We start from the raw sequence: 26,057 nt of genomic DNA, 5'->3' as shown, positions 1-26,057 counted from the left end.
GCGGGGCGGCCCGGCGCTTTTTTGGGGGGGGCGGCGTGGCGTTGACGCCGGCGGCGTCAGGCGTGTTCGACGAACGCGTAGCGGCCTTCGACCTTGCGCGGCGTGAACCATCCGTAGTCGGGGAACATCCGGTTGCGCACGAACCAGACGTAGCCCACCAGCACCAGCGTGACCGCGAGGCCCGGCAGCGCGGTCGACGGATCGCGTCCGAGCTCGGCGATGGTCTTCGGCAACTGCAGCAGCGACAGCAGGATGAACGCGTGATACGCGCCGACGCGATGGGTCGCGAAACCCCAGATGAACAGCAGCGACAGCGGCACGGTCAGCGCGAGGAACACCACGACGAGGCCATTGCCGAGCGCGCCCGACACGCCATGGTCGCCGGTGGCGGCGGAGAAGTAATACGCGAGCATCAGGCTGATCGCCAGCTGGAGGGTGCCGAGCGCGACCAGGATCCAGGTGTGCACCTTGTTCTTGCGACAGCGTTCCGGATCGGGGCGCGACGCGATCAGGCTTGCGATCACGCGATCCTTGAGCCCCTGTCCGGACAGCTCGGCCAGTACGTCGGCCTTCCTCGTTCCCGCGGACAGCAGCACCGCGATTCTTGTTTTGGCTTCCTTCCTGTTCATTGCGTGGCGGATTGTTGTTCGATGGTTGTCAAAGGTTTCGGCCACGCGAATATTGCATCTTGCACGGTGGTGCGCAACGGTTTTGCGGCGCGCGGACACATTCCTACAGTTGCCGGCGGCGTCGCGCGAACGCGGGGATGGACCGGCAATGTGGCGTGAACGAGCGTCCTGCGTTTCTGCAACAACGCAATGAGCGCGGCTCAGTCAGCGGCGGTTTGCGCCGACGGCGCGGGATTGGCCGGCTGTACCGGGTTCGCCGGTTGCGCATCGCGTGCACGCGCGGGCGGTTCGCGCCGCCGCGTCGCGCCGACGAGCATGCCCGCGACGACGAGCGCGATGCCGGCGACACGCGTGCCGGTCAGCGTTTCGCCGAACAGCGCGACCGCGAACAGCACGGCCGAGACCGGCGCGACCGCCGTGAACAGCGCGGCCTCGGTGCCGCTCGTGCGCGCGGAGCCCGCATACCAGCACAGGTAGCCGAGCACGGTCGGCACCAGCGCGTAGTAGGTAATTGCCGACACGGCGCCGACGGTCCAGCCGGTCGCCACCGCGCGCCATTCGAACGCGGCCGGCACGACGGCGAGCACGAAGCCGAGGCCCGACATCGCGGCGGACAGCGCGAGCGGCGGCAACGGTGCGGCAAGCCGCCGGTTCAGCAGGATGAAGACGGCTTCGCATGCGACGGCGGCCAGCACCAGCGCATCGCCGGCAAGCGTCTGGAGCGACGGCATCGTCTGGCCGGGTGCGAACGTGACGAACAGCACACCGGCCGTGGCGAGCGCGGCGGCCACCCAGTCGCGCGGCGTCTGCCGCTCGCGCAGCACGACAGCCGCGATCAGCGTCGACATCGCCGGCAGCGTGCCGAGCATCACGCCCGCATCGAGCGGCGACGACAGCTTCGTGCCGCTGATCAGCAGCACCGTATAACCGACGCCGCCCGCCGCGGCCTGGATGACGAGCAGCACGGCGTCGCGCGCGGAAATGCGCGGCCAGCGCATTCGCTGCGCGCGCATCAGCGCGAACAGCAGCGGCGTCGCGATCAGGAAGCGCAGCGCCGTGGCCGCGAACGGCGGCAGGCCGCCGGCCGCGAGACGGCTCGCGATGACGGTGCTGCCGACGCCCGCCATCGCGGCGGCGAGGTAGAGATAGCCAATCAGTCGTGTTTTCATGCGCGCATCGTCGCGTACGGCGGCGGTGTGCGTCTTGAACGAAATTGCAGCAGGCGCGTGGGGACGCCGAGGGCGGTGGGTGGGGCCGCCTTGCGAGCGTGCGTCAGTGTTAGCGTCAGTCGAAGCCGCCGCAGTAGCGTCAGCCACCATTGTCGACGCGGGACCCGCGTTCGATCGCGTTGCGCGCGGACGCCAGCGGCGTCAATTGGCCTGCGTAAACCGCCCCGGCGTGATCCCGAACTGGCGCGCGAATGCGCGCGTCAGGTGGCTCTGATCGGCAAAACCGGCTTCGGCCGCGGCATCCGCGATCGGCAGGCCGTTGGCGAGCAGCGCGCGCGCCAGCCGCGCGCGCGACTGGATCAGATACGCGTGCGGCGTGATACCGAGTTCGCGTGCAAACCCGCGCAGCAACTGGAAGCGGCTCACGCCGCTCAGATCGGCCAGTTCGGCGAGCGAAACGGGCGCGGCCGGCGCCGCGTCGAGCCGTTCGCGGGCGACACGGATCGCCGGCGCGACGCCGGCCGCCGGCAGCGTGCGGTTCGCGTGCCGGGCGAGCAACCCGGCGACGAGCATCACCAGCGCTTCGTCGCGGGCGAGCGGCTGGGTTTCCCCGGCGACGATGCGCGCATGCAACCGGCCGACGGCGGCCGTGAGCCGCGCGTCGCGCACCGCCGGATGCGCAAGCTCGACGCCGCCGAGGCCTTCTTCCGCCGCGACGCCCGCGACCAGCGCGGGCGCGAGGTACAGCATCCGCCAGCGTCGGCCCGTGCCGGCATCGATCGGCGAGCCGTCGTGCATTTCGCCCGGGTTGACCATGATCGCGTCGCCGGCCAGCGCGTCGACCTGCCCGCGGCCGCTCCACGACCGGTGCGCACCGCTGACGATCACGCCGACCCCGAATTCGTCGTGTGCGTGGCGCGGAAACGCGCGGTCGGATTCGAGGCTGATCGCCTCGATGCCTTCGGCAGTCCGTCGGTAGTGGGTGACACGGTGCATGTGCGCTCCTCGCGCCGGCTGCGGCGCGGATGACGTGAACTTTAGCGCGTTCCGGCGCCGCGCGCCCTTCATCCTTTTGGCCGATACCGCGCGGCGCGCGCAGCCCGCACCATGTGCACATGAGCAGCGTACACGGCCCGCCGGGCCTGAAGCTGTGCGGGAGGCGGCAGGTGGAACGACAGGATCCGGTATTCATTCAGGTTGGCGCGCTCGCGGACGGCTTCGCGCCGGAAGCGAACATCCTCGCGCCCGTCGACGCGCTCGCCGGGCGCACGCTGGCGCTCGGCGATGCATCGGGCGCGTGGCGCGTCTATACGTTCGAGCAGGGCGCGCTGCAGTGGCGCGACGCGGCAACCGACGCGGGCGGCTGCGAGCCGTGCCGCGTGACGCGGCTGCGCGACGCGCTGTACTTCGTCGACTACATCGACACGGCCGCTCGCGCGACGTCGGTCAGTCTCGTGATCGATCTCGACAGCGGCGTATGGACGTCGGTCGTCGGCACGCTGCCGACCGAAGCCGACGCGCGCATCGACGCGTCCACGCGCGTCGCGCGCGGGCTGCCGCTGACGGCCGTCGACGCGGCGTTCCGGCACGGCACGCTCGGCGGTCACGTACGGCCGGGGCCGCTGCACGGGCCGACGCGCGAACTGATCGGCAAGCGGACGATGTACCGCTACAGCCCGACCGAATGCTACGAGCACATCTACCTGAACGAGAACTTCTACGCGTGGCAGTGCCTGCAGGGCGTCGAAGGCGGGCTGGCCGATGTCGACCGCTGCCATTACTTCCGGATCGCCGACGCGCTGTATCTGTTCGTGTGGCGCGAAAAGGTGGTGCCGACGCTCGGCGTCGTGCTGATCGATCTTGCTCAGCGCAAGACCGACGGCAAGATCTTCGGCTACCAGGGCGGTGATTTCGGCACGCTGTCGAACTTCCAGATCGGCGCCCATGCGCAGGTGCTGAACGAAACCGTGCATCCGCTCGGCGGCGAGGCGCAACGATGAATGCCGTGCCGGGCAACGGCCGACTGCGTGCGGATTTCAGCGGGCGCGTCGTGCTCGTCACGGGCGCCGCGCAAGGGATTGGCGCGGCGATCGCACGGCGTTTCGCGGAATCCGGCGCGTTCGTCGCGCTCGCCGACCTGAACGGCGAGGCCGCCGCCGCGCAGGCCGATGCGCTCGCCGGCGCGGGCGGCGCTGCACGCGCGTATCGGGTGGACGCCGCCAGCCGCGACGAACTGGGCGCGCTGGTCGCAGCGGTCGAGCGCGACGGCGGCCGGCTCGATGTCGTCGTCCACAACGCCGCATATTTTCCGCTGACGCCGTTCACGCAGATCGACGAGCCGACGCTCGAGCGGACGCTGTCGGTCAACCTGTCGGCGCTGTTCTGGCTCGCGCAGGCCGCGTTGCCCGCATTCGAGCGCGCAGGGGCCGGGCGGCTGCTCGTCACATCGTCGGTGACGGGGCCGCGCGTCGCCTATCCGGGGCTCGCGCACTACGCGGCGTCGAAGGCCGGCGTGAACGGCTTCATTCGCGCGGCGGCGCTGGAGCTTGCGCGCCGCAACGTGACGGTCAACGGCGTCGAGCCGGGGATGATCCGCACGCCGGCGGCCGGCAATCTCGGCGACGCGTCGGTCGCGGCGCAGATCGCCCGCAACATTCCGCTCGCGCGGATGGGCGAGCCGGAGGACATCGCGAACGCGATGCTGTTTCTCGCCTCGGCCGACGCGGCGTACATCACGGGGCAGACGATCGTCGTCGACGGCGGCGCGACCTTGCCGGAAAGCGGGGCGGTGCCGGGAGACGTGTGACGGCGGCGTCGAACCGGCCGTGGCGGGATCGCGGCCGGCAAGGTCCTGCGGCGGCGCCGCCGTCGGCTTCGCCGCACGTCGCCGCGACTACAGCCAGCCGTTGCGGATGAACTCGACGATCGAATAGCGGCGGTTCTCGAGATCGTGCTGGCGGACGGCTTCGACGATGCGCGACACGCCATCCGCATAGGGCGTCGCACCGTACACGCTCGATTCGAACTGCAGGCTGCACGCGCCGTCGTCGATGCGTATCCGGTGAACCGCATGGCGGCCGAGCTGATCGTCGGGGATAGCGAATTCGCTGCGCTGCACGTCCGGGTCGCGCACGGAGCGGATGTCTTCCGGCCGCACGCCGAGCGACTGGCCGATGCCGACGGCCGTGCCGGGGACGGACGTCTTGCCTGCCTGATGCGACTCCGTCAGGCTGATCTCGCAGTCGCGAAACAGGTGGCCGCTGGTTTCCAGCATGCTCATGAACTTGAGCATCAGGATATTCGTGTTCGGACACAGCACGACCGGGAAGTCGTGTGTTCCGGTTTCGAGGTCGGAGCCGGTGGACAGTTCGACGAGCGGCGACGCGGTGGCCTCGCAAAACGCGATCGCGGCGGGGAGTTCGCGGCCGGAGCCGGCATGCACGACGATCGATCGGGCGTCGCTACGTCGGGCGTCGCTATGCCGCTCGTCGGTTCGTGCACGGTCCGACCAGGACATTACGCGACAGGTTGCCGGGTCGAGCTTGTGCGAGCCGAGCAGCTCATTGGCCAGCTTGCCGGTTCCAACGACGAGTACTTGCATGGGATTGACGGGTTGAGGTTCAGTATTTGATACGGGATCGGCGTAGGCGTCGGGTAGCCCGGCACGGCACGACCCGGTCGCGGCTCGCGCCACGCCGAACGGGCCTCGTGCATTATGCCCGGCTGTCCGCATGCGTGCCTGTCGGGCCTCACGTGCGGAGTCGCGGCGGCCCGCCACGTGTGGACCGCGCTCCGCATCGTGATGCGGCCGCCGGGCTGACGTCCGGGCAACCAGCGCGAAACAACGGAGGAACTGCGCCGCAGCGTGGTCGCCGCGCGCACGCAGGCGTGAACGGCGCTACGCTGTCGAATTGCCGGCCGCGCACGTCCGTGCCGCGGCCGGCATGACTCATGCATCACGTATCAACCACCCATCTTCGATCCAGGAGAGCACATCGATGGAACACGACCTGAAAGGCAAGGCAGTCGCGATCACCGGCGGATTCGGTCATCTGGGCGTCGCGACGGCCGCATGGCTGGGCCAGCGCGGCGCACGCGTCGCACTGATCGGCCGCGGCGCCGCGCCGGCTGCGCAGACGCTGCCCGGCGTGCCGGCCGACGCGCTGCGCATCGGCGGCATCGACCTTGTCGACCCGCAGGCCGCCGCACGGGCGCTCGAATCGGTGCAACGCGAATTCGGCCGGGTCGACGCGCTGCTGAACATCGCCGGCGCGTTCGTATGGCAGACGATCGCCGACGGCGACGCCGCCACGTGGGACCGCATGTACGAGCTGAACGTAAAGACCGCGCTGAACGCGTCGAAGGCCGCGCTGCCGTACCTGGTCGCGAGCCCGGCCGGCCGTATCGTCAACATCGGCGCGGGCGCGGCGTTCAAGGCCGGCGCGGGCATGGGCGCTTATGCGGCCGCGAAGGCCGGCGTCGCGCGTCTCACCGAGGCGCTGGCGGCCGAACTGCTCGACCGCGGCGTGACGGTGAACGCGATCCTGCCGAGCATCATCGATACGCCGCCGAACCGCGCGGACATGCCCGACGCGGATTTCACGCGCTGGGTCCGGCCCGAACAGATCGCGGCGACGATCGGATTCCTGCTGTCGGCCGACGCACAGGCGATCACCGGCGCGTCGATTCCGGTGAACGGACGCGTGGCGTAGCGCGCGCGGGCAGGGCTCGCCGCATTGCGGCTCGCGCCGCGGCCGGCCGTGCGTACAATGTCGCACCGGAAACGCGCGAGCCCAGCCTGAGACCATGAATCAGCCCATGATCCTGATCGTCGAAGATGAAACGGCGATCGCGGACACGATCGTCTACGCCCTCGGCACCGACGGCATGCAGACCGTCCACTGCACGCTCGGGCAGGCGGCGCTCGACCAACTGCGCGACACGCGCTTCGACCTGGTCGTGCTCGATGTCGGCCTGCCGGACCTCAGCGGCTTTGAAGTCTGCCGGCGGCTGCGCACGTTCACCGACGTGCCGGTGATCTTCCTGACCGCGCGGCATGACGAGATCGACCGGATCGTCGGGCTCGAAATCGGCGCCGACGATTACGTGGTCAAGCCGTTTTCGCCGCGCGAGCTGGCCGCACGGGTGCGCGTGATCCTGCGGCGCTTCTACCGGACGGCCAGGCCGCAAACGATGCCCGCGCCGGCAGATGCGCAGGCCGCGACAACCGCGCCGGGCTTCGTGCTCGACACCGACGGCGCGCGCGTGTCGTGGCTCGGCCACGCGCTGGACCTCACGCGCTACGAATTCGGCCTGCTGGCGCTGCTTGTCCGGCATCCGGGGCGCATCTATTCGCGCGAGCAGTTGATGGACCTCGTATGGCACGAGGCGCTCGATTCGGCCGACCGCACGGTCGATACGCACATCAAGACGCTGCGCGCGAAACTGCGCGCGATCGATCCCGAGCGCGACCCGATCCGCACGCATCGCGGGATGGGTTATTCGCTGCAACCGTAACGACCTGCACCGCCATGCATATCGGCCTGCGCATCTTCTTCGGTTTTTTCCTGATCGTCGGTCTTGCCGCGCTGATCACGCTGCGCGTGTTTGTGCAGGAAGTGAAGCCCGGTGTGCGCGAAGCGATGGAGGACACGCTCGTCGACACCGCGCAGGTGCTGGCGACGCTGGCCGCCGACGACATGGCGAACGGGCATATCGCCGACGGCGCCTTCGCGCGGCAACTCCAAAAGCTGCACGAGAGCCCGGTCAGCGCGAACGTGTGGGGCATGCACAAGAATGCGATCAGCTACCGCATCTACATCACCGACGCGCACGGTATCGTGCGCTACGACTCGACCGGCAGCGCAGTGGGGCAGGACTATTCGCGCTGGAACGACGTGTACCGGACGCTGCGCGGCGAATACGGCGCACGCAGCACGCGCGCCGATCCGAACGACGACAGCAGCACCGTGATGCACGTCGCGGCGCCGATCCGGCGCGGGAACGAGATCGTCGGCGTGCTGACGATCGCGAAGCCGAACCAGACGGTCGCGCCGTTCATCGCGCGCAGCCAGCGCAAGATCATGCTGTACGGCGCGTTGCTGATGGGCGGCGCGATCCTGATCGGCGCCGCCTGCACATGGTGGCTGGTGCTCGGGCTGCGGCGGCTGCAACGCTATGCGCGCGCGATCGCGGCCGGCGAGCGCGCGGCGATGCCGCTGCAGGGCGCGAGCGAGCTGGCCGAGCTCGGGCGCGCGGTGGAGAGCATGCATCAGCGGCTGGAGGACCGGCAGTACGTCGAAACCTACATCCACACGCTCACGCACGAGATGAAAAGCCCGCTGGCCGCGATCAGCGGCGCGGCGGAGCTGCTGCAGGAAGAGATGCCGGTCGCGAACCGCCGGCGCTTTACCGAAAACATCCGCCGCCAGGCCGGCCGACTCGAACAGATGATCCGCAAGCTGCTCGCGCTGGCCGAAGTCGAGCAGAAGCAGCGCCTGTCGGTACGCGAGCCGGTCGCGCTGCTGCCGGTGCTCGAACAGCTCGTCGAGGATATCGAGCCGCGCGCGCGCCAGCGCGGCGTGAGCCTGCGGATCGACGCAAACGACGCTTCCGATCCGGCAGTCGTCGAAGGCGATCCGTTCCTGCTGCGCCAGGCGCTCGGCAACCTGCTCGACAACGCGCTGGATTTCGCGCCGCAACGCAGCACGATCCGGATCGCGCTCGAACGGCAGCCGGCGGGCAGGGCGCATGTCGCGGTCGTGCGTGTTATCGATGACGGCCCCGGCGTGCCGGACTACGCGCTGTCGCGGGTATTCGAACGCTTCTATTCGCTGCCGCGCCCGGACGGGCAGGATCGCAGCACGGGCCTCGGGCTGTGTTTCGTCCGCGAAGTCGCGATGCTGCATCGTGGCCAGGTCGCGCTCGCGAACCGCGACGAAGGCGGCGCGTGCGCGACGCTCACGCTGCCGTCGCCGGGCTGAGCGCGCTTCACGCTCGCCACACATTCGCTTCACACCGGCTTCAATCGGCCTTCACCGGGCCCGCTCATGCTGACCGCATCTTCCACTCCGGTATCCGTCAGCAATGAATCGAGTCCTGTTGTTCAAATCCGTGATCACCGCGTTTCTCGCGCTGGCGATCCTGATCCCGCTGCAGATGGTCCAAAGCATCGTGCGGGAACGCGCCGAGTATCGCGAGAGCGCATTGCAGAGCATCTGGGCCAGCTACGCGGGGCCGCAGACGGTGACGGGGCCGGTGCTCGTCGTGCATTACACGGAAGTCACGCGCGTGCGCGACGACACGCCGGCCGGCGGCGCGGCGAAAACGAGCCTGAGAAGCGAGACGAAGCGCCTGCTCGTGTTTCCGAAGACGCTGAACGTCGACGGCACGCTCAAGGTCGAGGTGCGCTATCGCGGCATCCACAAGGCGCTCGTGTACGGGCTGGATAGCCGGCTGACGGGCACGCTGATGCTGCCGGACCTGAAGAAGCTGCCGCAGGCCGACGGCCATGTGAGCTTCGCGGTCGACAGCGCGTATGTCGCGATCGGCATCGGCGACATTCGCGGGCTGAAGGCGCAGCCCGACCTGCGCCTTGGCGGCAAGCGGTTCGACGTGGAGCAGGGCACGCGGCTGGACAGCCTGCGCCAGGGCGTGCACGCGACTATCGATCTCGCGGCGCTGGCGGACGCAAACGCAGGGGCTGTCGTGCCGTTCAGCATCGGCCTGCCGCTGGCGGGCGCGGAATCCGTCGCGTTCGCGCCGGTGGCTGACCAGAACGATTTTTCGCTGAAATCGACGTGGCCGCATCCGAGCTTCGGCGGCGCGTTCCTGCCGGGCGAGCGCACGATCGATGCGCAGGGTTTCGCCAGCAATTGGCACGTGACGTCGTTCAATACGAAGGCGCGCGAGCAGGTCGCGACCGGCAACGGTGAGGGCGCGATCGAGATGGCGTCGGTGTCGGTGATCGAACCCGTGAACGTCTATCTGCAGGCCGAACGCGCGACGAAGTACGGCGCGCTGTTCGTGATGCTCACGTTCGCGAGCTTCTTCATGTACGAACTCGCGAAGCGGCTGCGCATTCACCCGATCCAGTACCTGCTGGTCGGCCTGTCGCTCGCGCTGTTCTTCCTGCTGCTGCTGAGCCTGTCCGAGCACATCGCGTTCGGTCACGCGTATCTCGCGGCGAGCGGCGCATGCATCGGGCTGCTCGGCTTCTACCTGTCGTTCGTGCTGCACAGCGTGAAGCGCGGCGCGACGTTCGCGACGCTGCTCGCGATGCTGTACGCGGCGCTCTACGGGCTGCTGCTGTCGGAGGACAACGCGCTGATGCTCGGTTCTCTGCTGCTGTTCGCGATCCTCGCCGGCATCATGACGCTCACGCGCCGTATCGACTGGTATGCGCTCGGCGCCGCGTGGCAGCCGCTGGGCGACAAGTCGGGCGCGGATGCCGTGAAGCCGGGTGCGCCGGCGAAGTAAGCGCGGGTTTCACGTGCGCTGCCGGTCGGGTATGCCCGGCCGGCGCGCAATGCCGCGCGAGATCACATCGCGCGTCTGCGGACGGACGTGACGCTGCCGGCAGGCCGGGCGGCATCCACTTATACTGGTGGACGTTCCTCGTCATTCGATCTTCGCCGTGCCCACGCCTGCTCCTACCGATCCGTCCGATCCGTCCACCGACGATCCCCGTCCGACCCCGCCCGAACAGCCTGAACTGGAAGACTGCTGCAACAGCGGCTGCTCGCCGTGCGTCTTCGACCTGTACGACGAAGCGCTGGCGCGCTATCGCGTCGAGCTGGCCGAGTGGGAAGCGCGGCAGGCGCAACGCAAGCAACGCCGGTGAGCCCGATGCCGGCCGGCGGCCACCCGTTCGCCTTCCTGCCGCAGGTTCTGCCGGCGGTGCGATCCACGTCCCGCGTCACGCGCCCGCATGCAGCCGCCGATGCAGCGGCCCGAGTGCCGTCGACAGTGCGATGCACGCAAGCAATACGGCGGTCAGCGTGAACATCGACGTCCGGAACCCCTGCACGTAATCGACCGCGGCCGGATGCACGCCGAGCCGCGCGAAGAACACGCCGCCGATCGTTGCGGCGCCGACGGCCGCGCCGATCTGCAGCATCGCGCTGACCATTCCTGACGCGACGCCTGCGCGCGCCGCGTCGACTTCCGCGAGCACGATCCGCACGACCGACGGCAGCACGAGGCCTTGCCCGATGCCGATCGCCGCGATGCCCGCGTAGAAGCCGGGCCCCGGCGCGCCTTCGCGGGCGAGCGCGGCGGCGGTCGCGACGCCGGCAGCGAGCATGACGAAGCCGAGCGTCAGCACGCGATAACCGCCGAACCGGCCGACGAGGCGCGGCATCAGCAGCGGGCTCGCGAGGAAGCCGAGCCCGAGCGGCAGGATCGCGAACCCGGACGCGAGCGGCGACCAGTTCAGGCATCCCTGCAGATAGATCCCGTAGCTCAGGAAGAACGCGCTCAGCATGTAGAACAGGAACGCGAGCAAGAGCCCGAGCGCGACGACCGGGTTGCGGAACAGGCGCACGTCGAGCAGCGGATCGCGGCCGCGCGCAAGCCGGCCCGCTTCGACCGCCTGCAGCGCGCCGAGCATCGGCAGCGCGCCGACGACGCACGCGATCATCCACAGCGGCCAGCCGGCCTCGCGGCCCTGCGTGAGCGGATACACGAGCATCAGCAGGAACAGCGACATCAGCACCGTGCCCGGTACGTCGATGCGCTGGCCGCGCGGCGGCCGGTTTTCCGGGATGAAGCGCCAGCTGCCGATCAGCGCAAGGATGCCGATCGGCAGATTGACGAGGAAGATCGCGCGCCAGCCGAGCCCGAACGGATGCAGGCTGATCAGCGCGCCGCCGCCGAGCTGGCCGATCACGGCCGCGAGGCCGAACGCGAAACCGTAGAAGCCCATCACGCGCACCTGTTCCTGCGGGCTGAACACGCTGCGGATCGTCGCGAGCACCTGCGGCGCGAGGATCGCGGCGAACAGGCCCTGCAGCACGCGGCCGCCGACGAGCACCGTACCGCTGCCGGCGAGCCCGCACAGCGTCGACGCGAGCACGAAGCCGGCCATGCCCAGCATGAACATGCGCCTGCGGCCGTACAGGTCGCCGAGGCGGCCGCCCGTGATCTGCACGACCGCGCTCGCGCACGCATAGGCCGATACGACGAGCTGGAGCTCGGCCGGGCGCGCGCCGATGCCGTCGCGGATGGCCGGCAGCGCGAGATTCACGATGAAGTAGTCGAGCGGCGGCAGAATGGCGCCGACCAGCAGGACCACGAGCGCCCAGCCGTGATGGCTGCGCTGCGTCGCCGCGGCAGCCGCGCCGGCCGGCGCGCAAGGAGCAAGGGTGTGGTTCGTCATGAACGAAGGGTCCGAAAAGAATGAGGGCCGTATGCGCGAGCGGCGCAGGTTGGCCGTTGACCCCGTATTCTGGGTGCGGTAGACGAATCGGAAAAGCGGGAAAGAGTGGTAGCATCCATCGGGTTAATCGATGGATGGAGAATGGCGATGCGCGGTTTCGATCTGGACCAGTTGCGCACTTTCGCGGCGGTCGCGGACGCCGGCAGCCTGACGGCCGCCGCGCCGCTGCTGCACCTGTCGCAGTCGACGGTCAGCGAGCAGGTGCGCAAGCTCGAATCGCGCGCCGGCGTGCCGCTGTTCGTGCGCAGCAAGCGCGGCGTCGAGCCGACGGCGGCCGGCACGCGGCTGCTGCAGCACGCACGGCGGATCGTCGCGCTGAACGAGGCCGCGTTCGACGAGCTGCGCGGGCAGGCGATCAAGGGCGAGCTGCGCGTCGCGATCACCGACTACTACCGGACGAATGAAGTCGCGGGCCTGCTGGCGCGGCTGCGGGAGTGCTACCCGCAACTGAGCCTGCACGTGAGCGCGATGAAGAGTGCGGACATCGAGGCGGCGCACGCGAGAGGGCAGATCGATCTCGGCGTCGTGATGAACCTGTCGAGCGGGCCGTTCCGGCCGGCGTCGGCCGATACGCGCTGGGTGTTGCGGCGCGAGCCGCTGTCGTGGGTCGCGTCGCCCGCGCTCGCGGAGCAATTGCCCGAGCCGCTGCCGCTCGTGCTGCTGCCGGACGACTGCATGATGCATCAGATCGCGGTGCGCTCGCTCGACGAGCAGCACACGCCGTACGTGCTCGTGCACAGCGCGTCGGGTGTCGCGGGGCTGCAGTCGATGCTCGCGGCGGGGCTCGGTGTCGGCTGCCTGTGCGCGTCGGCGATCGGCGACGGCATGATGCGGCTCGGCGCGAAATACCGGCTGCCGCCGCTGCCCGACGCGGTGTTTTCGCTGACGCCGCCGATGCCGGGCGAACGCGAAACCGTCACGCAGGCGCGCGAGGTGCTGTCGCGGCAATTGCTGATGTAAACACGCGCCGCGCGACATGCAGCGGCGCGTATTCGAGAGACGCGGGAGAGGGCCTACGCATGAGCATGAACGACGAACTGAAAAGCCAGATGGCCGACAGGCTGCAGGACGCGCTGGAGCGTGTGGTCGACGAGCGCTCGCTGATCCATTTCCTGCGCGTACTCGGCCATGACTGGAACACGGAGCGGCAGCTCGAAGCCGACGTGCCGCCGTCGCCATACGCGCGTGCCGCGCTTGGCTGGGAAAACCGCTCGATCGGCGAGTACCTGGAGGCGATGGTCGACTGGGCCGAAGCGTCGGAGGAAGGGTTGCGCTTCTACGACGTGCCTGACAATCCATGGCGGCGCGTGGCGGACATCCTGTTCGCCGGGAAAATCTACGAGTAGTGCGTCAGGGGGATCGACGCGCGGGTCTCGTGTCTGCCTTCCGTGTACATGCGCGGCGACCGGCGTGAACGCGTCGTCTCCCTACTCGGCCGTTCCCTCCGCATACGCGCGCAACCCGTCCGCCAGCGCATCGAATACGGCCCGGCAGCGCGGGCTCGTCCGCAGGTCCTCGTGCATCACGACCCAGGTTTCCAGCTTCATCGCGGGCCCGTCCGGCAGCACGCGCACGAGCCGCACGTCGCGCTTCGCGAGCCCCGTCTGGCAGAAACCGACGCCGTAGCCGGCGCGGATCATCGCGAGCTGCGCGAGGTTGCTGTCGGTGCGCAGCGCGAACGCATCGCGCTTCCACAGCGGCATCCCGCGCCCTGCCGAGCGGATGAACGGCGTGATGGTATCGAAGCCGATCAGCGCGTGATGCGCGAGTTCGTCGATCGTCGCGGGCACGCCGTTGCGCGCCACGTAGTCGTCGCGCGCATACAGCCCGACCTCGATCGCACCGACGCGCCGCGCGACGAGCGCGTCCTGCGCGGGAGGCGCCATCCGCACCGCGATGTCGGCCTCGCGGTTCAGCACGTCCTGGATGCGGTCGGTCGGCACCAGTTCGATGACGAGCCCCGGATGATCGCGCCGCAATTGCGCGAGCATGGGCGGCAGCACCTCGACGGCGATCACGTCGCTGGCCGAGATCCGCACGGTGCCGCGCACGCCGGCGCCGTGGCTCGCGGCCGCGCGCTCGAATGCGGCCGCCGCGCTGCCCAGCGCCTCCGCATGGCCGCGCAGCGCGAGCGCCGCCTCGGTCGGCAGCAGGCCGGATGGCGAGCGCGTGAACAGCGTCTGGCCAAACGCGGCTTCGAGCGCCGCGACGTGGCGGCCGGCCGTCGGCTGCGTAATGCCGAGCGAGCGCGCCGCGCCGGACAGCGAGCCTTCCGTCAGCACCGCGAGGAAGGTGCGGTAGCGTTCCCAGTTCAGATCGGTGGTCATGCATAAATGTATAGCTGATACCCGATACTAGGCAATTCATTATTAGCCTTCCGCGCGCCAGAATGCATCTCACGACGGTTCATTCAAGGAGAACGGCAATGACGACGAACGCAGGTGCGACGCAACGACAGGCACTCGTGCTCGGCGCGAGCGGCGGGATCGGCGGGGAAGTTGCGCGGCAGTTGCACGATGCCGGCTGGCAGGTGCGCGCGCTCAAGCGCGGGCTCGATGCCGACGTCGTGGAGCGTGACGGCATCACATGGATGCGCGGCGACGCGCTGGATCGCGAGGCGGTGGTGCGGGCCGCGCGCGGCTGCAGCGTGATCGTGCACGCGGTGAACCCGCCCGGATACCGAAACTGGCCGACGCAGGTGCTGCCGATGATCGACAACACGATCGCGGCGGCGACGGTGGCGCAGGCGACCGTTGTGCTGCCCGGCACGGTCTACAACTATGGCGCCGACGCGTTTCCGGTGCTGCGCGAAGACGCACCGCAGCATCCGGCGACCCGCAAGGGAGCGATCCGCGTCGAACTCGAGCGGCGGCTGCAGGAAGCGACCGCGCAGGGCGTCCGCACGATCGTCGTGCGCGCGGGCGATTTCTTCGGGGGGCGTGCCGGCAACAACTGGTTTGCGCAGGGGCTGATCAAGCCGGGGCGGCCCGTCTCGACGATCAGCGTGCCGGGGCGGCCGGGCGTTGGCCATCAGTGGGCGTATCTGCCGGACGTCGCGCGCACGATGGTCGAGCTGATCGAGCGGCGCGACACGCTGGAGCCGTTTGCGCGCTTCCATCTCGGCGGGCATTGGGACGCGGACGGCACGCAGATGGCCGAGGCCATCAGTCGCGTGGCGCAGCGGCACGGAATGCGGCCTGCCGTGCGCAAATTCCCGTGGTGGCTCGTGTGGGCCGCGGCGCCGTTCGTCACGACGCTGCGCGAGATGCTGGAGATGCGCTATCTGTGGCGCGAGCCGCTCAGGATGGACAACGCGCGCGTGACTGCGGTGCTCGGCCGCGAGCCGTTGACGCCGCTCGATACGGCGGTGGAGGCGACACTGGCGGGGCTGGGTTGCTTGCGGTGAACGGCGGCGCGAAAGGCGGAGGCGAACGGAACGTGCCGGCATGAAAGCGTGCGTGCACGCCTTTCACTTCGGCATCCGTCAGGCCCGCCGCTCCCGTCACGCCACGACCGGCAACACCTCGACCGCATACCGGTGCCGAAGGCTGCGCCCGAGCACCGGATCATGCAGTTCCATCTCGAATGCGTCGCCGTCGCCCATCGCCGCGATCGCGCCATGCACGGCGACCGTGCCGCCATACATCGCGCAGCGCGCGGGCATCGTGCGGCGATCGTCGAAGCGCTGCCACAGCGCGTCCGGCGCGAGCAGGCCGCTGACCGCGCCGTGCTGATACGCAATGCGTTCGCCGTCACGCGCGATCAGCCACGAGCGCATCTCGATCGCATCCCAGTGATCGGCGACATCCGCGTAAAGCCACGCATCGCACCCGAGCGGTTTCGCGCACACCTGCTTCGACACTGCCACGCCATACGCCTCGACTTCGCGATCCGTATGATCGGAGCCGACCGTGACCAGCGTGCCGGCCGGGCTGTCGAGCAGCACGCATTCGATCTCGCCGCCCGAGCGTGCGCCGAGTACGCCGATCGACGGCGCCTGCGTCAGCAGCGCGGACGACACGCGATAGAAGCACGGCGTGGTCGAAGGCGGCGCGACGCCGAGCGTCGCGAGTTCGTCGATGTGCGCGCGGATCGCCGCCGGATCGCGGCCGGCCCAGCCGGCAATCACGACGCGCTCGATCTCGACGTCGACGGCGGCCGGCGCGCGTTGCAGGGAAATCACGTTGAACGACAGGGCTTGCATGCGGATATCCGTTTGAAGTGCGAAGGAATGAATCGGCTTGCGGCGACGCTCATTCCGCGAGCGGTCGGTGCGCGGTCTCGCGCGCAACGAGGAGCGCGATCGAGGTGACGACGAGCGCCGCGGTGACGTACAGCGACACGGCCGTCGTCGTGCCCGTCTGCCGGAACAGCGTGGCGATCACGAGGGGGGCGAAGCCGCCGCCGACGATGCCGGCGAGCGTATAGGCCAGCGACGAGCCCGCATAACGCACGCGCGTCGGGAACTGTTCGGTCACGAACGCGCCCTGCGGGCCGTACATCACCGCATGGATCACGAGGCCGATCGCGACGGCCGCGACGATCGCGCCGGGGCGCGCCGAATCGAGCAACACGAAGAACACGAACGCCCAGACGATCCCCGCGATCGCGCCGGCGAGGTACACGGGCCGGCGTCCGAAGCGGTCCGACAGCGCACCGAAGAACGGCACCGCGAGCGCGTTGCACGCCGTGCCGACCATCACGGCCGTCAGCGCGACGGGGCGCGACAGGTGCAGCACGGTCGTCACGTAGGTCAGCGTGAACACGACGATCAGCGCATACAGCACGTCCGAGCCGATCCGCGCGCCGCCCGCGATCAGCAGGCGTCGCCAGTGGTACTTCAGCACGTCGGCGACGGGCACCTCGGCGGTCGCGTGCGATTCGGCGAGCTGCTCGAACTGCGGCGTTTCGTCGACGCCGCGCCGCAGCCAGAAGCCGAACACGACGAGCAGCGCGCTGGCCGCGAACGGCACGCGCCAGCCCCATGACAGGAAGTTCGCGGACGTGGTCGACAGCGTCACGAGCGCGATGCAGCCGGTGCCGAGCAGCGTGCCGAACGACGGGCCCATCTGCGTCCATGACGCGGACAGCCCGCGCCGGTTCTGGTCGCCATGCTCGACCGACAGCAGCACCGCGCCGGCCCATTCGCCGCCGAGCGCGACGCCCTGCACGAAGCGCAGCGCGACGAGCAGGATCGGGCTCAGGATGCCGGCCTGCGCATAGGTCGGCAGCGCGCCCATCAGCGCGGTCGTCACGCCCATCAGCACCAGCGTGAGCATCAGCACCGCGCGGCGGCCGACGCGGTCGCCGAGATTGCCGAACACGAAGCCGCCGAGCGGGCGCGACACATAGCCGACCGCATAGGTCGAGAACGCGAGGATCGTGCCGGCCAGCGGATCGACCGACGGGAAGAACAGGTGGTTGAAGACGAGCGCGGCGAGCGTGTTGTAGATCGTGAAGTCGTACCACTCGAGCGACGTGCCGATCATGCTCGCGGTCGCGAGTCGGCTGTTGCGGACGCGGCGGGGCGCGTGGGCGGCGGGCTGGGCGAGAGTGCTCATGGGTTCGGGCCTGTCGTGACGGAGAACGGGATCAAGCGCGGGGCCGACGTGTCGGCCGCGTGCGGAAGCGGCGCGGCCGGCGTCGGCGTTCAGGCAGGCAGCGCGGCGGTGGCCGGTTCGGCTTCGGCTTCGCGGCGCGCAACCGGCAGCGGCGCGGCGGCGCGCCACAGCAGGTCGAAGGTGCGTACGTCGTCGTGCCCGGCGAGTGCGGCGGCCACGCGGCGTGTCGCGGCCGCGTCGCTGCCTTCGATCAGCACGAGCGCGTCGGCGGCCGGGCGGGCGGCCGCATCGGCGCCGATCGGCGCGGACAGCTCGGGCGCGGTGCGGAAGAGTCGCGCCGCGTGAATTCCCGGTTCCCGCAGCGCGGCGTCGAAGCGCTCGCGCAGTTGCAGCACGTCGATGCGTTCCGGCGGCAGCACGAACAGCGCGAGATGCGCGCCTTCGCCGTCGCCGGCCTCGATCGTCAGTTCGCCGACGCGCCGTTGCGTGCCCGTCATGCGTTCGAAGTTTGCGAGCGACCACGCGGTCTGCTGCGTGAACGCGCGCCGGTATGCGTCGCTACGGAACACGTCGAGCGTGTCCGTCACGTACAGCGCAAGGTACCGGCGCGGGCCGCCGTCGGTCGCGCGAAAGCGCCGCGCATGCGTGAAGCCGGGAATCGCGACACGTTCCTGCATGTGCTCGCAGTCGTACCACGCGTTGAAATCGGCTTCGTGCGCGGGGTCGATATCCGTCCAGACGCAAAGCTGGCCGTGCGGAAGGGAAAGGCGGGTCATCGCGGGGTTCCTCGTGACGGGGGATGTCAGGAACCGCAGTGTCCCGAAGACGGGCCGCGCCCGTCCAACAAGAAAACAAATTCGCGGTGAACAGGTTTTCTTATGAGCGGCGCGGGCGGCGTTTGGCCGGCGTGGCGGCGGGCTGCGCGGATTTTGCCGTCCGCTTCGCAGTTGCCTTGGTATTTTTCTTTGTTTTGGCCGTCGTACGGGCGGGCGATGCGTCGACGGGTTCGGGGCTGGCCGGTGCGGCCGGCTTCGCGATGCTCGCGGCGGCCGGCATCGCGCGCGCGATCTCGCTCGCCAGTTCCGCGATGCGTGCGGCGACCGGCAGGCCCTGGCTGCGGTAGGTCGCGACGAGCGGCAGCGCGGGGAATTCGGGTTCGACGTCGAGCAGTTCGAGCGCGCCTTCGTGCAGCTCGCGCCCGATGATCGCGGGCGGCAGCGCAGCCACGCCGAGGCCGTCGGCGACGAGGCGGATCATCGCCGCGACCGACGTGATGCAGTTGATGCTGGCCGGCCGCTCGACGGCCGCGAACAGCCGCTCGATCGTCGCGTGCGGCCCCGAGTGGCGCGAGAAGCTGATGATCGGAAATTCCGCGAGGCGCGCGACGTCGAGCGGCTGGCCGCCGAGCCCGAGGCGCGGGCTTGCCGCCCAGCGCACCGGGAATTCGCACAGCGGCAGGTTCGTGAAGTCGGGACCCGGCACCGGATCGGTCTGCAGGATCAGGTCGACGCCGTCGGTGCTGAGCAGGCGGATCAGGTGCAGCGTCGTGTCGCTCGTGATTTCGACGTCGAGCCGCGGATAGCGCTCGCGCAGTTGCGCCATCAGCGCCGGGAACCAGCTGTGCACGATCGATTCGATCACGCCGATGCGGATCAGGCCGGCATCGCTCGCTGCATCGATGTCGCGCCGCATTTCGCCGTCGAGCCGCACGATCCGCTCGGCATAGGCCAGCATGCGCCGGCCCGCGGGCGTCAGCGTGGCCGAGCGCGTGTTGCGGTCGAACAGGCGCACGTCGAACGCCTCTTCGAGCGACGCGATGCGGCTCGACACGGCGGCTTGCGTCGTGTGCAGTTTTTCGGCGGTCAGCCGGAAGTTTTCCAGCTTCGCGAGCCAGACGAAGGTTTCAAGAAACCGGATGTTCATCGAAGTCCGAGCGGTGAGGCGGTGCCGGGCGGGGCGGCGGGATCGATCGATGGTAGCGGATTTTTGGAGCGGGAAACGAGCGGGCGGCGCGGTGAGCGTGCCGTAGCGGGCGTCGGAGTGCCGGAGGACGTTGCACGGAACGCCGCCCGCAGCGACGCATCACGCGGGCGGCGTGCCCTCGCGCATCAAAGCTTGTCGAACGCGAGCGTCGGCACGTCGACGACCATCGCACCGCCGTCCGCGACGAGCGTCGCGCCGGTCACGAACGATGCATCGGGCGACGCGAGAAACGCACAGACGGCCGCGATTTCGTCCGGATCGGCCGCGCGCCGCAGCGGCACGTCGGCGCTGACGCGTGCATACGCATCGTCGAGCGTGTCGCCGTGCGCGGCCATCAACGGTTCCATTTCCGCGTCGGCCATCGGCGTGCGGACCCAGCCCGGACACACGGCGTTCGCGCGCACGCCGTGCGGGCCGTAGTCGCGGGCGAGCGACCGCGTGAGCCCGAGCAGCGCGTGCTTGCCGACCGTATAGCCGCATACGCCGGGCCCGGCCGCGAGCGCCGCGATCGACGCGACCAGCACGATGCTGCCGCGCTGCGCGATCAGGTCCGGCAGGCACGCACGCGCGCTGACGAACGCGGTGTCGAGGTTCGCGTGCATTGCGTCGCGCCACTGCGCGTCGCCGGTTTCGTCCGCGCGGCCGACGCCGTGGCCACCGGCGCACGCGACGAGCGCGTCGACGCGGCCGAAGCGTTCGGCGATCCGCGGCAGGAAGCCGGCCCAGTCGGCGCTGCTCGCGGCGTCGCCGGCGAGCGCGAGGCCGCCCGTCTCGGCGGCCAGCGCGTCGAGCGGCGCCTGACGCCGCCCGATCAGCACGACGCGGTCGCCGCGGCCGGCGAAGCGGCGCGCGCATGCTGCGCCGATGCCGGTGCCCGCGCCGGTGATCGCGATCGTGCGGGGTTGCTGGTGCGTCATGTCGTTCTCCGGAAGGGGGGGCGTTGCCGGTCACTTTAGGCGGCGCGGGCGAGCGCCGGTATCAGCCGAAAGGATGAATGCGGACGGCGTCCGGCCCGCCGGAACGGCCGTGGTCCATTTTGCAAAAGCTGACGATGTCCGGCGCCGAATCGCTCTATCCTCCACATTTTTGGGATAAGTCACGAAAGCCCGGCAAAATAGCGCGCGCATCGACGCGCGGCGCGTAGGTCGGCCGATTCCGTCGTGCGTGCGGAGCGGCAGGCCGGCGGGATCGGCGCGAGCATGCGCCCGATGCGCAGGCATCGCGTCTGCCGATGGATCGTGTCACCACGGGGTATCGCCCGGTTGCGCGCTGGCGCGGCCGGACCATCGACAAGGAAGGGAGGGGCCGGCAATGAGGCTGGACGACGAAAGAGAAAGCATGAACGTCGAGGACCGCCGCGGCGCCGGCGGTTTCGGCGGCGGGCGCGGCGCGACGATCGGTATCGGCACGATCGTGGTTGCGCTGGCCGCGTCGTATTTTTTCGGGATCGACCCGCGCGTGGTGCTCGAAGGCGCATCGGCGCTGCAGGGCCGCCAGCAGCAGGCGCAGCCCGCACCGGCACAGCGCGAGGGCGCGCCGGCGAACGATCCGGGCTCGGTGTTTACGCGCAAGGTGCTCGGCAATATCGAGCGCACGTGGACGGGCGTGTTCAACACCCAGTTGCATGGGCAGTACGAGCCGCCGAAGCTGGTGATGTTCACGAACTCGACGCCGACCGCATGCGGCACGGGCCAGACGGCGATGGGGCCGTTCTACTGTCCGGCCGACCGCAAGGTCTATATCGATCTCGGTTTCTACGACGAACTGCGCAAGCGTTTCGGCGCGGGCGGCGATTTTGCGCAGGCTTACGTGATCGCGCACGAAGTCGGCCATCACGTGCAGAACCTGCTCGGCATTTCCGACAAGGTCGACGCCGCGCGCAGGCGTTCGAGCCAGGCGCGCGCGAACGCGCTGTCGGTGCGGATGGAACTGCAGGCCGATTGCTTCGCCGGCGTGTGGGCGAACAACGCACAGCGTGCGAACCAGCGGCTGATGGAACCCGGAGATTTCGAGCAGGGGCTCAAGGCGGCCGCCGCGATCGGCGACGATCGGCTGCAGCAGCAAGGGCAGGGTTATGTCGTGCCGGAAAGCTTCACGCACGGCAGCAGCGACCAGCGCGTGTACTGGCTGCGGCGCGGGATGGAGGCGGGCGAGGTGAGCGCCTGCGACACGTTCGCCGCGAACGCGCGCTGACAGAGGGCGCGCGCACCGTCGCGCGCCCGCATCGTCCCGGCCACACTGGCCGAATCCACCAGACCGGGACGATTTGCCGATTTGTGCTCACCGGCGCTTTTCGGCGCCGGTAGGCTGGCCCGAACCTAGACGCGTTCGCCCGCCAGCCGATTCCTCCATGCCGACCCCATCCGTTCCCGCCGACCAGGACGCCGCCGACTGGCAACGAGCGCTGCGCGCATGCGTGGACGCGTTCGACGCGTTCGCGAGCCCGTCCGCGATCGTGTTCTACCGGCTCGACCAGAGCGGCGAACCGGCCGATTTCGAGCTGTTCGGGATGCCGGAATCGATGCATCGCACCTATGTCGCGCGCTACCGGATGCTCGATCCGCTGCATCCGTCGCGCTGCGCGGCAGGGGAATGCGCGGTCGTCACGCTCGCTTCCCAATTGCCTGACGAAAGGCGCGAGGCGTCCGCGTACTGGACCCGTTTCCTGCGGCGGCACGACGTGGCCGACGTCGTCGAGATCTGGCTGCGCGACGCGGGCCGCACGGTCGGCGCGTTCTCATTGCTGCGCTTCGGGATGGGCGAGGCGGCTGGAGGTGAGGCCGGGAATAGCACGGCGAGCCGATTCGCGCCGGGCGAGATCGATGCGCTCGCGCGGCTGCAGCCTGTCGCCGAAGTCGCGTTGAGCCCGCTGCTGCGCGCTCGGCGCGGGATTCACCGGATCGGTTGCGAGGAACGGCTGACCTATCGCGAGGAACAGATCGCGCGCCTCGTGCGCGACGGCCGTTCGAACAAGGAGATCGCGCGCGATCTCGCGCTCGGCCAGCCGACCGTCAAGACGCACCTGATGCGCATGTATCGCAAGCTCGGCGTGTCGAACCGCACCGAACTGGTCGGGGCGCTGTTCCTGTAACGCCTTCCGTTTCCGATTACGCGGTCCGTTGTTTGCAACTGCAAGCGCACTCCACGCGCTGCCAATTTGCGCTCACCGAGCGCGATCCGTCGTCGATACAGTGGTCCGACGCCCGCGTGCCCACGCGCACGCGGTCCAGCCACGACAACCTTCGAGACGCCCATGAGCACTACGAACTTCGTCGCCGTCAGCGACACCGTGCGCACCTTCGTTGCGCGCGATTTCGGCCTCTTCATCGACGGTGAAATGCAGCCCGCGCACGCGGCTGCTCGACTCGACGTGTACGACCCCGCGACGGGCGCGCGGCTCGCAACGGTTGCGGATGCCGACGAGCACGACGTCGATCGCGCGGTCGCCAGCGCGAAGCACGCGTTCGACACGCGCGTGTGGAGCGGGCTGCGTCCGGCCGACCGCGAACGCATCCTGCTGAAGCTCGCCGACCTGATCGAACGCGACGCCGAAACGCTCGCACAGCTCGAAACGCTGAACCAGGGCAAGTCGATCCACGTGTCGCGCGCGATCGAGGTCGGCGCGAGCGTCGAATACGTGCGCTACATGGCTGGCTGGGCGACCAAGATCACCGGCCAGACGCTCGACGTGTCGATCCCGTTCCCGCCCGGCGCGCGCTATACGGCCTATACGCGCAAGGAGCCGGTCGGCGTGGTCGCCGCGATCGTGCCGTGGAATTTCCCGCTGATGATCGCGGTGTGGAAGCTGATTCCCGCGCTCGCGGCCGGCTGCACGATCGTGCTGAAGCCGTCGCCGGAAACGCCGCTCACCGCGCTGCGCGTTGCCGAACTCGCGCGCGAAGCCGGCGTGCCGCCCGGCGCGTTCAACGTCGTCACGGGTGGACGCACGTGCGGCGCCGCGCTCGCGAGCCATCCGTCGATCGCAAAGATCTCGTTCACGGGTTCGACCGCGACCGGCAAGCTGGTCGGCGCGGCGGCCGTGCAGAACATGACGCGCTTCTCGCTCGAACTCGGCGGCAAGAACCCGATCGTGATGCTCGACGACATCGACGTCGCGCAGGCGCTCGACGGCGTCGCCGCCGGCGCGTTCTTCAACCAGGGGCAGGTGTGCGCGGCCGCGTCGCGCATCTATGTGCATCGCAGCAAGTTCGCGCAGCTCGCGGACGGCCTCGCGGGCGTCGCGCAGTCGATGAAGCTCGGCGCGGGCCTCGACACGACCGCGCAGATCAACCCGCTCGTCTCCGCGCACCATCGCGACAAGGTCGTCCAGCACATCGAAGGCGCGCGCCGCGCCGGCCTCACGTTCCTTGCGGGCGGCACGCCTGCCGACGACCTGCCCGGCTATTTCGTGAAGCCCGCCGTGATCGCCGATCCGCATCCGGACAGCGCGATCGTGCGCGACGAAGTGTTCGGCCCGGTGATCGTCGTCGTGCCGTTCGACGACGCGGCCGACGCCGTGCGTCTCGCGAACGCGTCGCCGTACGGCCTCGCCGCGAGCATCTGGAGCAACGACCTGAAGCGCGTGATGAATCTCGTGCCGCAGATCGAGGCCGGCACCGTGTGGGTGAACTGCCATATCCCGCTCGACCCGTCGATGCCGTTCGGCGGCTACAAGCAATCGGGCATCGGCCGCGAGTTCGGCCAGTACGCGATCGAAGGCTTCACCGAAACCAAATCCGTCTGCATCGCGCACTGACGCGCGGCGCGAACCTTGACCCCGAATAACCCAGGTTCAAACGATCCGACAGTGGAGACTGCAATGAGCTACAACGAAGCAAAATTCTGGCATCCGATGGTGCACCCGAACGAAATGAAGCAGCGCAAACCGATCCGCATCGTGCGCGGCGACGGCTGCTACGTGTTCGACGAAGAGGGCCGGCAGCTCGTCGACGGCGTCGCGGGCCTGTGGAACGTCAACGTCGGCCACAACCGCAAGGAAGTGAAGGACGCGATCGTGCGCCAGCTCGACGAGCTCGAATACTTCCAATTGTTCGACGGGATCTCGCATCCGCGTGCGGAAGAGCTGTCGAAGAAGGTGATCGACATGCTCGAACCGGAAGGGATGCGCCGCGTGCTGTACAGCTCGGGCGGCTCCGACGCGATCGAGACCGCGCTGAAGATCGCGCGCCAGTACTGGAAGGTGCGTGGCCAAGCCGATCGCACGAAGTTCATCTCGCTGAAGCAGGGCTATCACGGCACGCACTTCGGCGGCGCGTCGGTGAACGGCAACACGGTGTTCCGCCGCAACTACGAGCCGAACCTGCCCGGCTGCTTCCACGTCGAGACGCCGTGGCTGTACCGCAACCCGTTCACGCAGGACCCGGAGGAACTCGGCCGGATCTGCGCGGAAATGCTCGAGCGCGAGATCCAGTTCCAGAGCCCCGACACGGTCGCCGCGTTCATCGCGGAGCCGATCCAGGGCGCGGGCGGCGTGATCGTGCCGCCGGCCAACTACTGGCCGCTCGTGCGCGAGGTGTGCGACCGCTACGGCGTGCTGCTGATCGCCGACGAGGTCGTGACGGGCTTCGGCCGCAGCGGCAGCATGTTCGGCAGCCGCGGCTGGGGCGTGCGCCCGGACATCATGTGTCTCGCGAAGGGGATCTCGTCGGGCTACGTGCCGCTCGGCGCGACGGTCGTGAACGCGCGGATCGAGGACGCGTTCGCCGCGAATGCGGACTTCGGCGGCGCGATCATGCACGGCTACACGTATGCGGGCCACCCGGTCGCGTGCGCGGCCGCGATCGCGAGCCTCGACATCGTCGTCAAGGAAGACCTGCCGGCGAATGCGGCGAAGCAGGGCGCGTATCTGCTCGAAGCGCTGCAGCCGTTCGCGGAACGCTTCGCGGCGGTCGGCGAGGTGCGCGGCAAGGGGCTGATGCTCGCGCTCGACCTCGTCGCGAACAAGCAGACGCGCGAGCCGATCGACCCGCTGTCCGGCTATGCGAACGCGGTCGCGGAAGTCGCGCGCGAGAACGGCGTGCTGGTGCGGCCAGTCGGCACGAAGATCATCCTGTCGCCGCCGCTCGTGATCCAGCGCGAACAGCTCGACCGGATCGTCGACGCGCTCGCGGCGGGCTTCGAGGCCGTGCCGTTCGCATAACGGCATGACGGCATGAGCGCGTGACCGCAAACCGGCGGCGTGCGGCCTGGCCGCCGCCGCCGGTTTGCCGATTTGCGCTATGACCGGTTTATTTTGCCTGCGTATTTTTTCGACATC

At 69.3% G+C, this 26,057-nt stretch carries 25 protein-coding genes; 14 read left to right on the top strand and 11 right to left on the bottom strand.

The features are described 5' to 3' along the window. Positions 1-56: 56 nt before the first annotated feature. The 3 genes from AC3WLY_RS04860 to AC3WLY_RS04850 all read right to left on the bottom strand — a co-directional run bounded on the left by AC3WLY_RS04860 (position 57) and on the right by AC3WLY_RS04850 (position 2,794). Positions 57-629 (bottom strand): permease, encoded by a 573-nt coding sequence (locus AC3WLY_RS04860; RefSeq protein ID WP_175959531.1) that lies wholly within the window; start codon positions 627-629, stop codon positions 57-59. Positions 630-829: 200 nt separating this feature from the next. Beyond that, on the bottom strand, positions 830-1,798 hold the full coding sequence (locus tag AC3WLY_RS04855; RefSeq protein ID WP_492308174.1) for a DMT family transporter: 969 nt from the start codon (positions 1,796-1,798) through the stop codon (positions 830-832). 201 nt (positions 1,799-1,999) lie between these two features. Then, entirely contained in the window at positions 2,000-2,794 is a 795-nt protein-coding gene (locus AC3WLY_RS04850) for an AraC family transcriptional regulator (protein WP_310132944.1), read from the bottom strand. A 170-nt stretch (positions 2,795-2,964) separates the two neighbouring features. Here AC3WLY_RS04850 and AC3WLY_RS04845 point away from each other — a divergent pair, with 170 nt between their 5' ends. Both AC3WLY_RS04845 and AC3WLY_RS04840 read left to right on the top strand, forming a co-directional pair. Continuing rightward, a complete protein-coding gene (locus tag AC3WLY_RS04845; protein WP_492308231.1) occupies positions 2,965-3,798 on the top strand; it encodes a molybdenum cofactor biosynthesis F family protein in 834 nt (277 codons plus the stop codon). Next, positions 3,795-4,604: an SDR family oxidoreductase gene (locus AC3WLY_RS04840; protein ID WP_310132945.1), complete on the top strand. Its 810-nt coding sequence runs from the start codon at positions 3,795-3,797 to the stop codon at positions 4,602-4,604. The genes AC3WLY_RS04845 and AC3WLY_RS04840 overlap by 4 nt, the downstream gene beginning before the upstream one ends. An 87-nt stretch (positions 4,605-4,691) precedes the next feature. Here AC3WLY_RS04840 and AC3WLY_RS04835 read toward each other — a convergent pair whose 3' ends face one another. Next, positions 4,692-5,399, bottom strand: coding sequence for a dihydrodipicolinate reductase (locus AC3WLY_RS04835; RefSeq protein WP_492308176.1), 708 nt, complete (start codon positions 5,397-5,399; stop codon positions 4,692-4,694). A 397-nt stretch (positions 5,400-5,796) separates the two neighbouring features. Between AC3WLY_RS04835 and AC3WLY_RS04830 the strand changes: the two genes are divergently transcribed. From AC3WLY_RS04830 to AC3WLY_RS04810, 5 genes are all read left to right on the top strand, one after another. Then, on the top strand, positions 5,797-6,510 hold the full coding sequence (locus tag AC3WLY_RS04830) for an SDR family NAD(P)-dependent oxidoreductase (protein ID WP_175959526.1): 714 nt from the start codon (positions 5,797-5,799) through the stop codon (positions 6,508-6,510). Between the two features lie 94 nt (positions 6,511-6,604). Continuing rightward, a complete protein-coding gene (gene creB, locus AC3WLY_RS04825; protein ID WP_492308177.1) occupies positions 6,605-7,315 on the top strand; it encodes a two-component system response regulator CreB in 711 nt (236 codons plus the stop codon). 14 nt (positions 7,316-7,329) lie between these two features. After that, on the top strand, positions 7,330-8,781 hold the full coding sequence (gene creC, locus AC3WLY_RS04820; RefSeq protein WP_492308178.1) for a two-component system sensor histidine kinase CreC: 1,452 nt from the start codon (positions 7,330-7,332) through the stop codon (positions 8,779-8,781). Positions 8,782-8,884: 103 nt separating this feature from the next. Continuing rightward, a complete protein-coding gene (gene creD / locus AC3WLY_RS04815) occupies positions 8,885-10,276 on the top strand; it encodes a cell envelope integrity protein CreD (RefSeq protein WP_425131669.1) in 1,392 nt (463 codons plus the stop codon). Positions 10,277-10,433: 157 nt separating this feature from the next. Continuing rightward, complete coding sequence (locus AC3WLY_RS04810; RefSeq protein WP_175959522.1) at positions 10,434-10,640, top strand: oxidoreductase-like domain-containing protein; 207 nt, start codon at positions 10,434-10,436, stop codon at positions 10,638-10,640. Positions 10,641-10,715: 75 nt separating this feature from the next. Here AC3WLY_RS04810 and AC3WLY_RS04805 read toward each other — a convergent pair whose 3' ends face one another. Beyond that, positions 10,716-12,176 (bottom strand): MFS transporter, encoded by a 1,461-nt coding sequence (locus AC3WLY_RS04805; protein WP_492308179.1) that lies wholly within the window; start codon positions 12,174-12,176, stop codon positions 10,716-10,718. 147 nt (positions 12,177-12,323) lie between these two features. Between AC3WLY_RS04805 and AC3WLY_RS04800 the strand changes: the two genes are divergently transcribed. Beyond that, positions 12,324-13,196: a LysR family transcriptional regulator gene (locus AC3WLY_RS04800; protein WP_492308180.1), complete on the top strand. Its 873-nt coding sequence runs from the start codon at positions 12,324-12,326 to the stop codon at positions 13,194-13,196. 65 nt (positions 13,197-13,261) lie between these two features. Continuing rightward, positions 13,262-13,582 (top strand): DUF7660 family protein, encoded by a 321-nt coding sequence (locus AC3WLY_RS04795; RefSeq protein WP_175959730.1) that lies wholly within the window; start codon positions 13,262-13,264, stop codon positions 13,580-13,582. 81 nt (positions 13,583-13,663) lie between these two features. Here AC3WLY_RS04795 and AC3WLY_RS04790 read toward each other — a convergent pair whose 3' ends face one another. Continuing rightward, entirely contained in the window at positions 13,664-14,563 is a 900-nt protein-coding gene (locus tag AC3WLY_RS04790; RefSeq protein WP_492308181.1) for a LysR family transcriptional regulator, read from the bottom strand. A 98-nt stretch (positions 14,564-14,661) separates the two neighbouring features. Here AC3WLY_RS04790 and AC3WLY_RS04785 point away from each other — a divergent pair, with 98 nt between their 5' ends. Further along, entirely contained in the window at positions 14,662-15,642 is a 981-nt protein-coding gene (locus AC3WLY_RS04785; RefSeq protein ID WP_175959518.1) for an NAD-dependent epimerase/dehydratase family protein, read from the top strand. Between the two features lie 96 nt (positions 15,643-15,738). On the opposite strand, the gene AC3WLY_RS04780 is transcribed toward AC3WLY_RS04785, so the two are convergent. The 5 genes from AC3WLY_RS04780 to AC3WLY_RS04760 all read right to left on the bottom strand — a co-directional run bounded on the left by AC3WLY_RS04780 (position 15,739) and on the right by AC3WLY_RS04760 (position 20,697). After that, a complete protein-coding gene (locus AC3WLY_RS04780) occupies positions 15,739-16,440 on the bottom strand; it encodes a DUF2848 family protein (protein ID WP_310132977.1) in 702 nt (233 codons plus the stop codon). Positions 16,441-16,489: 49 nt separating this feature from the next. Next, the gene (locus AC3WLY_RS04775; protein WP_310132980.1) at positions 16,490-17,797 is read right to left on the bottom strand and encodes an MFS transporter; all 1,308 of its coding nucleotides are present in this window, start codon (positions 17,795-17,797) and stop codon (positions 16,490-16,492) included. 89 nt (positions 17,798-17,886) lie between these two features. Continuing rightward, entirely contained in the window at positions 17,887-18,573 is a 687-nt protein-coding gene (locus tag AC3WLY_RS04770) for a hypothetical protein (protein ID WP_492308182.1), read from the bottom strand. A gap of 100 nt (positions 18,574-18,673) precedes the next feature. Then, on the bottom strand, positions 18,674-19,720 hold the full coding sequence (locus AC3WLY_RS04765; RefSeq protein ID WP_175959514.1) for a LysR family transcriptional regulator: 1,047 nt from the start codon (positions 19,718-19,720) through the stop codon (positions 18,674-18,676). Positions 19,721-19,905: 185 nt separating this feature from the next. After that, positions 19,906-20,697, bottom strand: coding sequence for an SDR family NAD(P)-dependent oxidoreductase (locus tag AC3WLY_RS04760; protein WP_175959513.1), 792 nt, complete (start codon positions 20,695-20,697; stop codon positions 19,906-19,908). A gap of 394 nt (positions 20,698-21,091) precedes the next feature. On the opposite strand from AC3WLY_RS04760, the gene ypfJ reads away from it, so the two are divergent. From ypfJ to AC3WLY_RS04740, 4 genes are all read left to right on the top strand, one after another. After that, positions 21,092-21,973 carry a KPN_02809 family neutral zinc metallopeptidase gene (ypfJ, locus tag AC3WLY_RS04755; RefSeq protein WP_175959512.1) on the top strand — a complete coding sequence of 294 codons (882 nt, stop codon included), beginning with the start codon at positions 21,092-21,094 and terminating at the stop codon, positions 21,971-21,973. 157 nt (positions 21,974-22,130) lie between these two features. Further along, the gene (locus AC3WLY_RS04750; protein ID WP_204421452.1) at positions 22,131-22,871 is read left to right on the top strand and encodes a response regulator transcription factor; all 741 of its coding nucleotides are present in this window, start codon (positions 22,131-22,133) and stop codon (positions 22,869-22,871) included. Positions 22,872-23,033: 162 nt separating this feature from the next. Then, positions 23,034-24,536, top strand: a complete 1,503-nt coding sequence (locus AC3WLY_RS04745; RefSeq protein WP_492308183.1) for an aldehyde dehydrogenase family protein — start codon at positions 23,034-23,036, stop codon at positions 24,534-24,536. 63 nt (positions 24,537-24,599) lie between these two features. After that, the gene (locus AC3WLY_RS04740) at positions 24,600-25,940 is read left to right on the top strand and encodes an aspartate aminotransferase family protein (RefSeq protein WP_310132995.1); all 1,341 of its coding nucleotides are present in this window, start codon (positions 24,600-24,602) and stop codon (positions 25,938-25,940) included. Positions 25,941-26,057: the final 117 nt, after the last annotated feature.

The organism is Burkholderia sp. FW306-1C-G01B, assembly GCF_058781685.1.
This window is presented reverse-complemented; position numbering and strand designations above follow the sequence as displayed.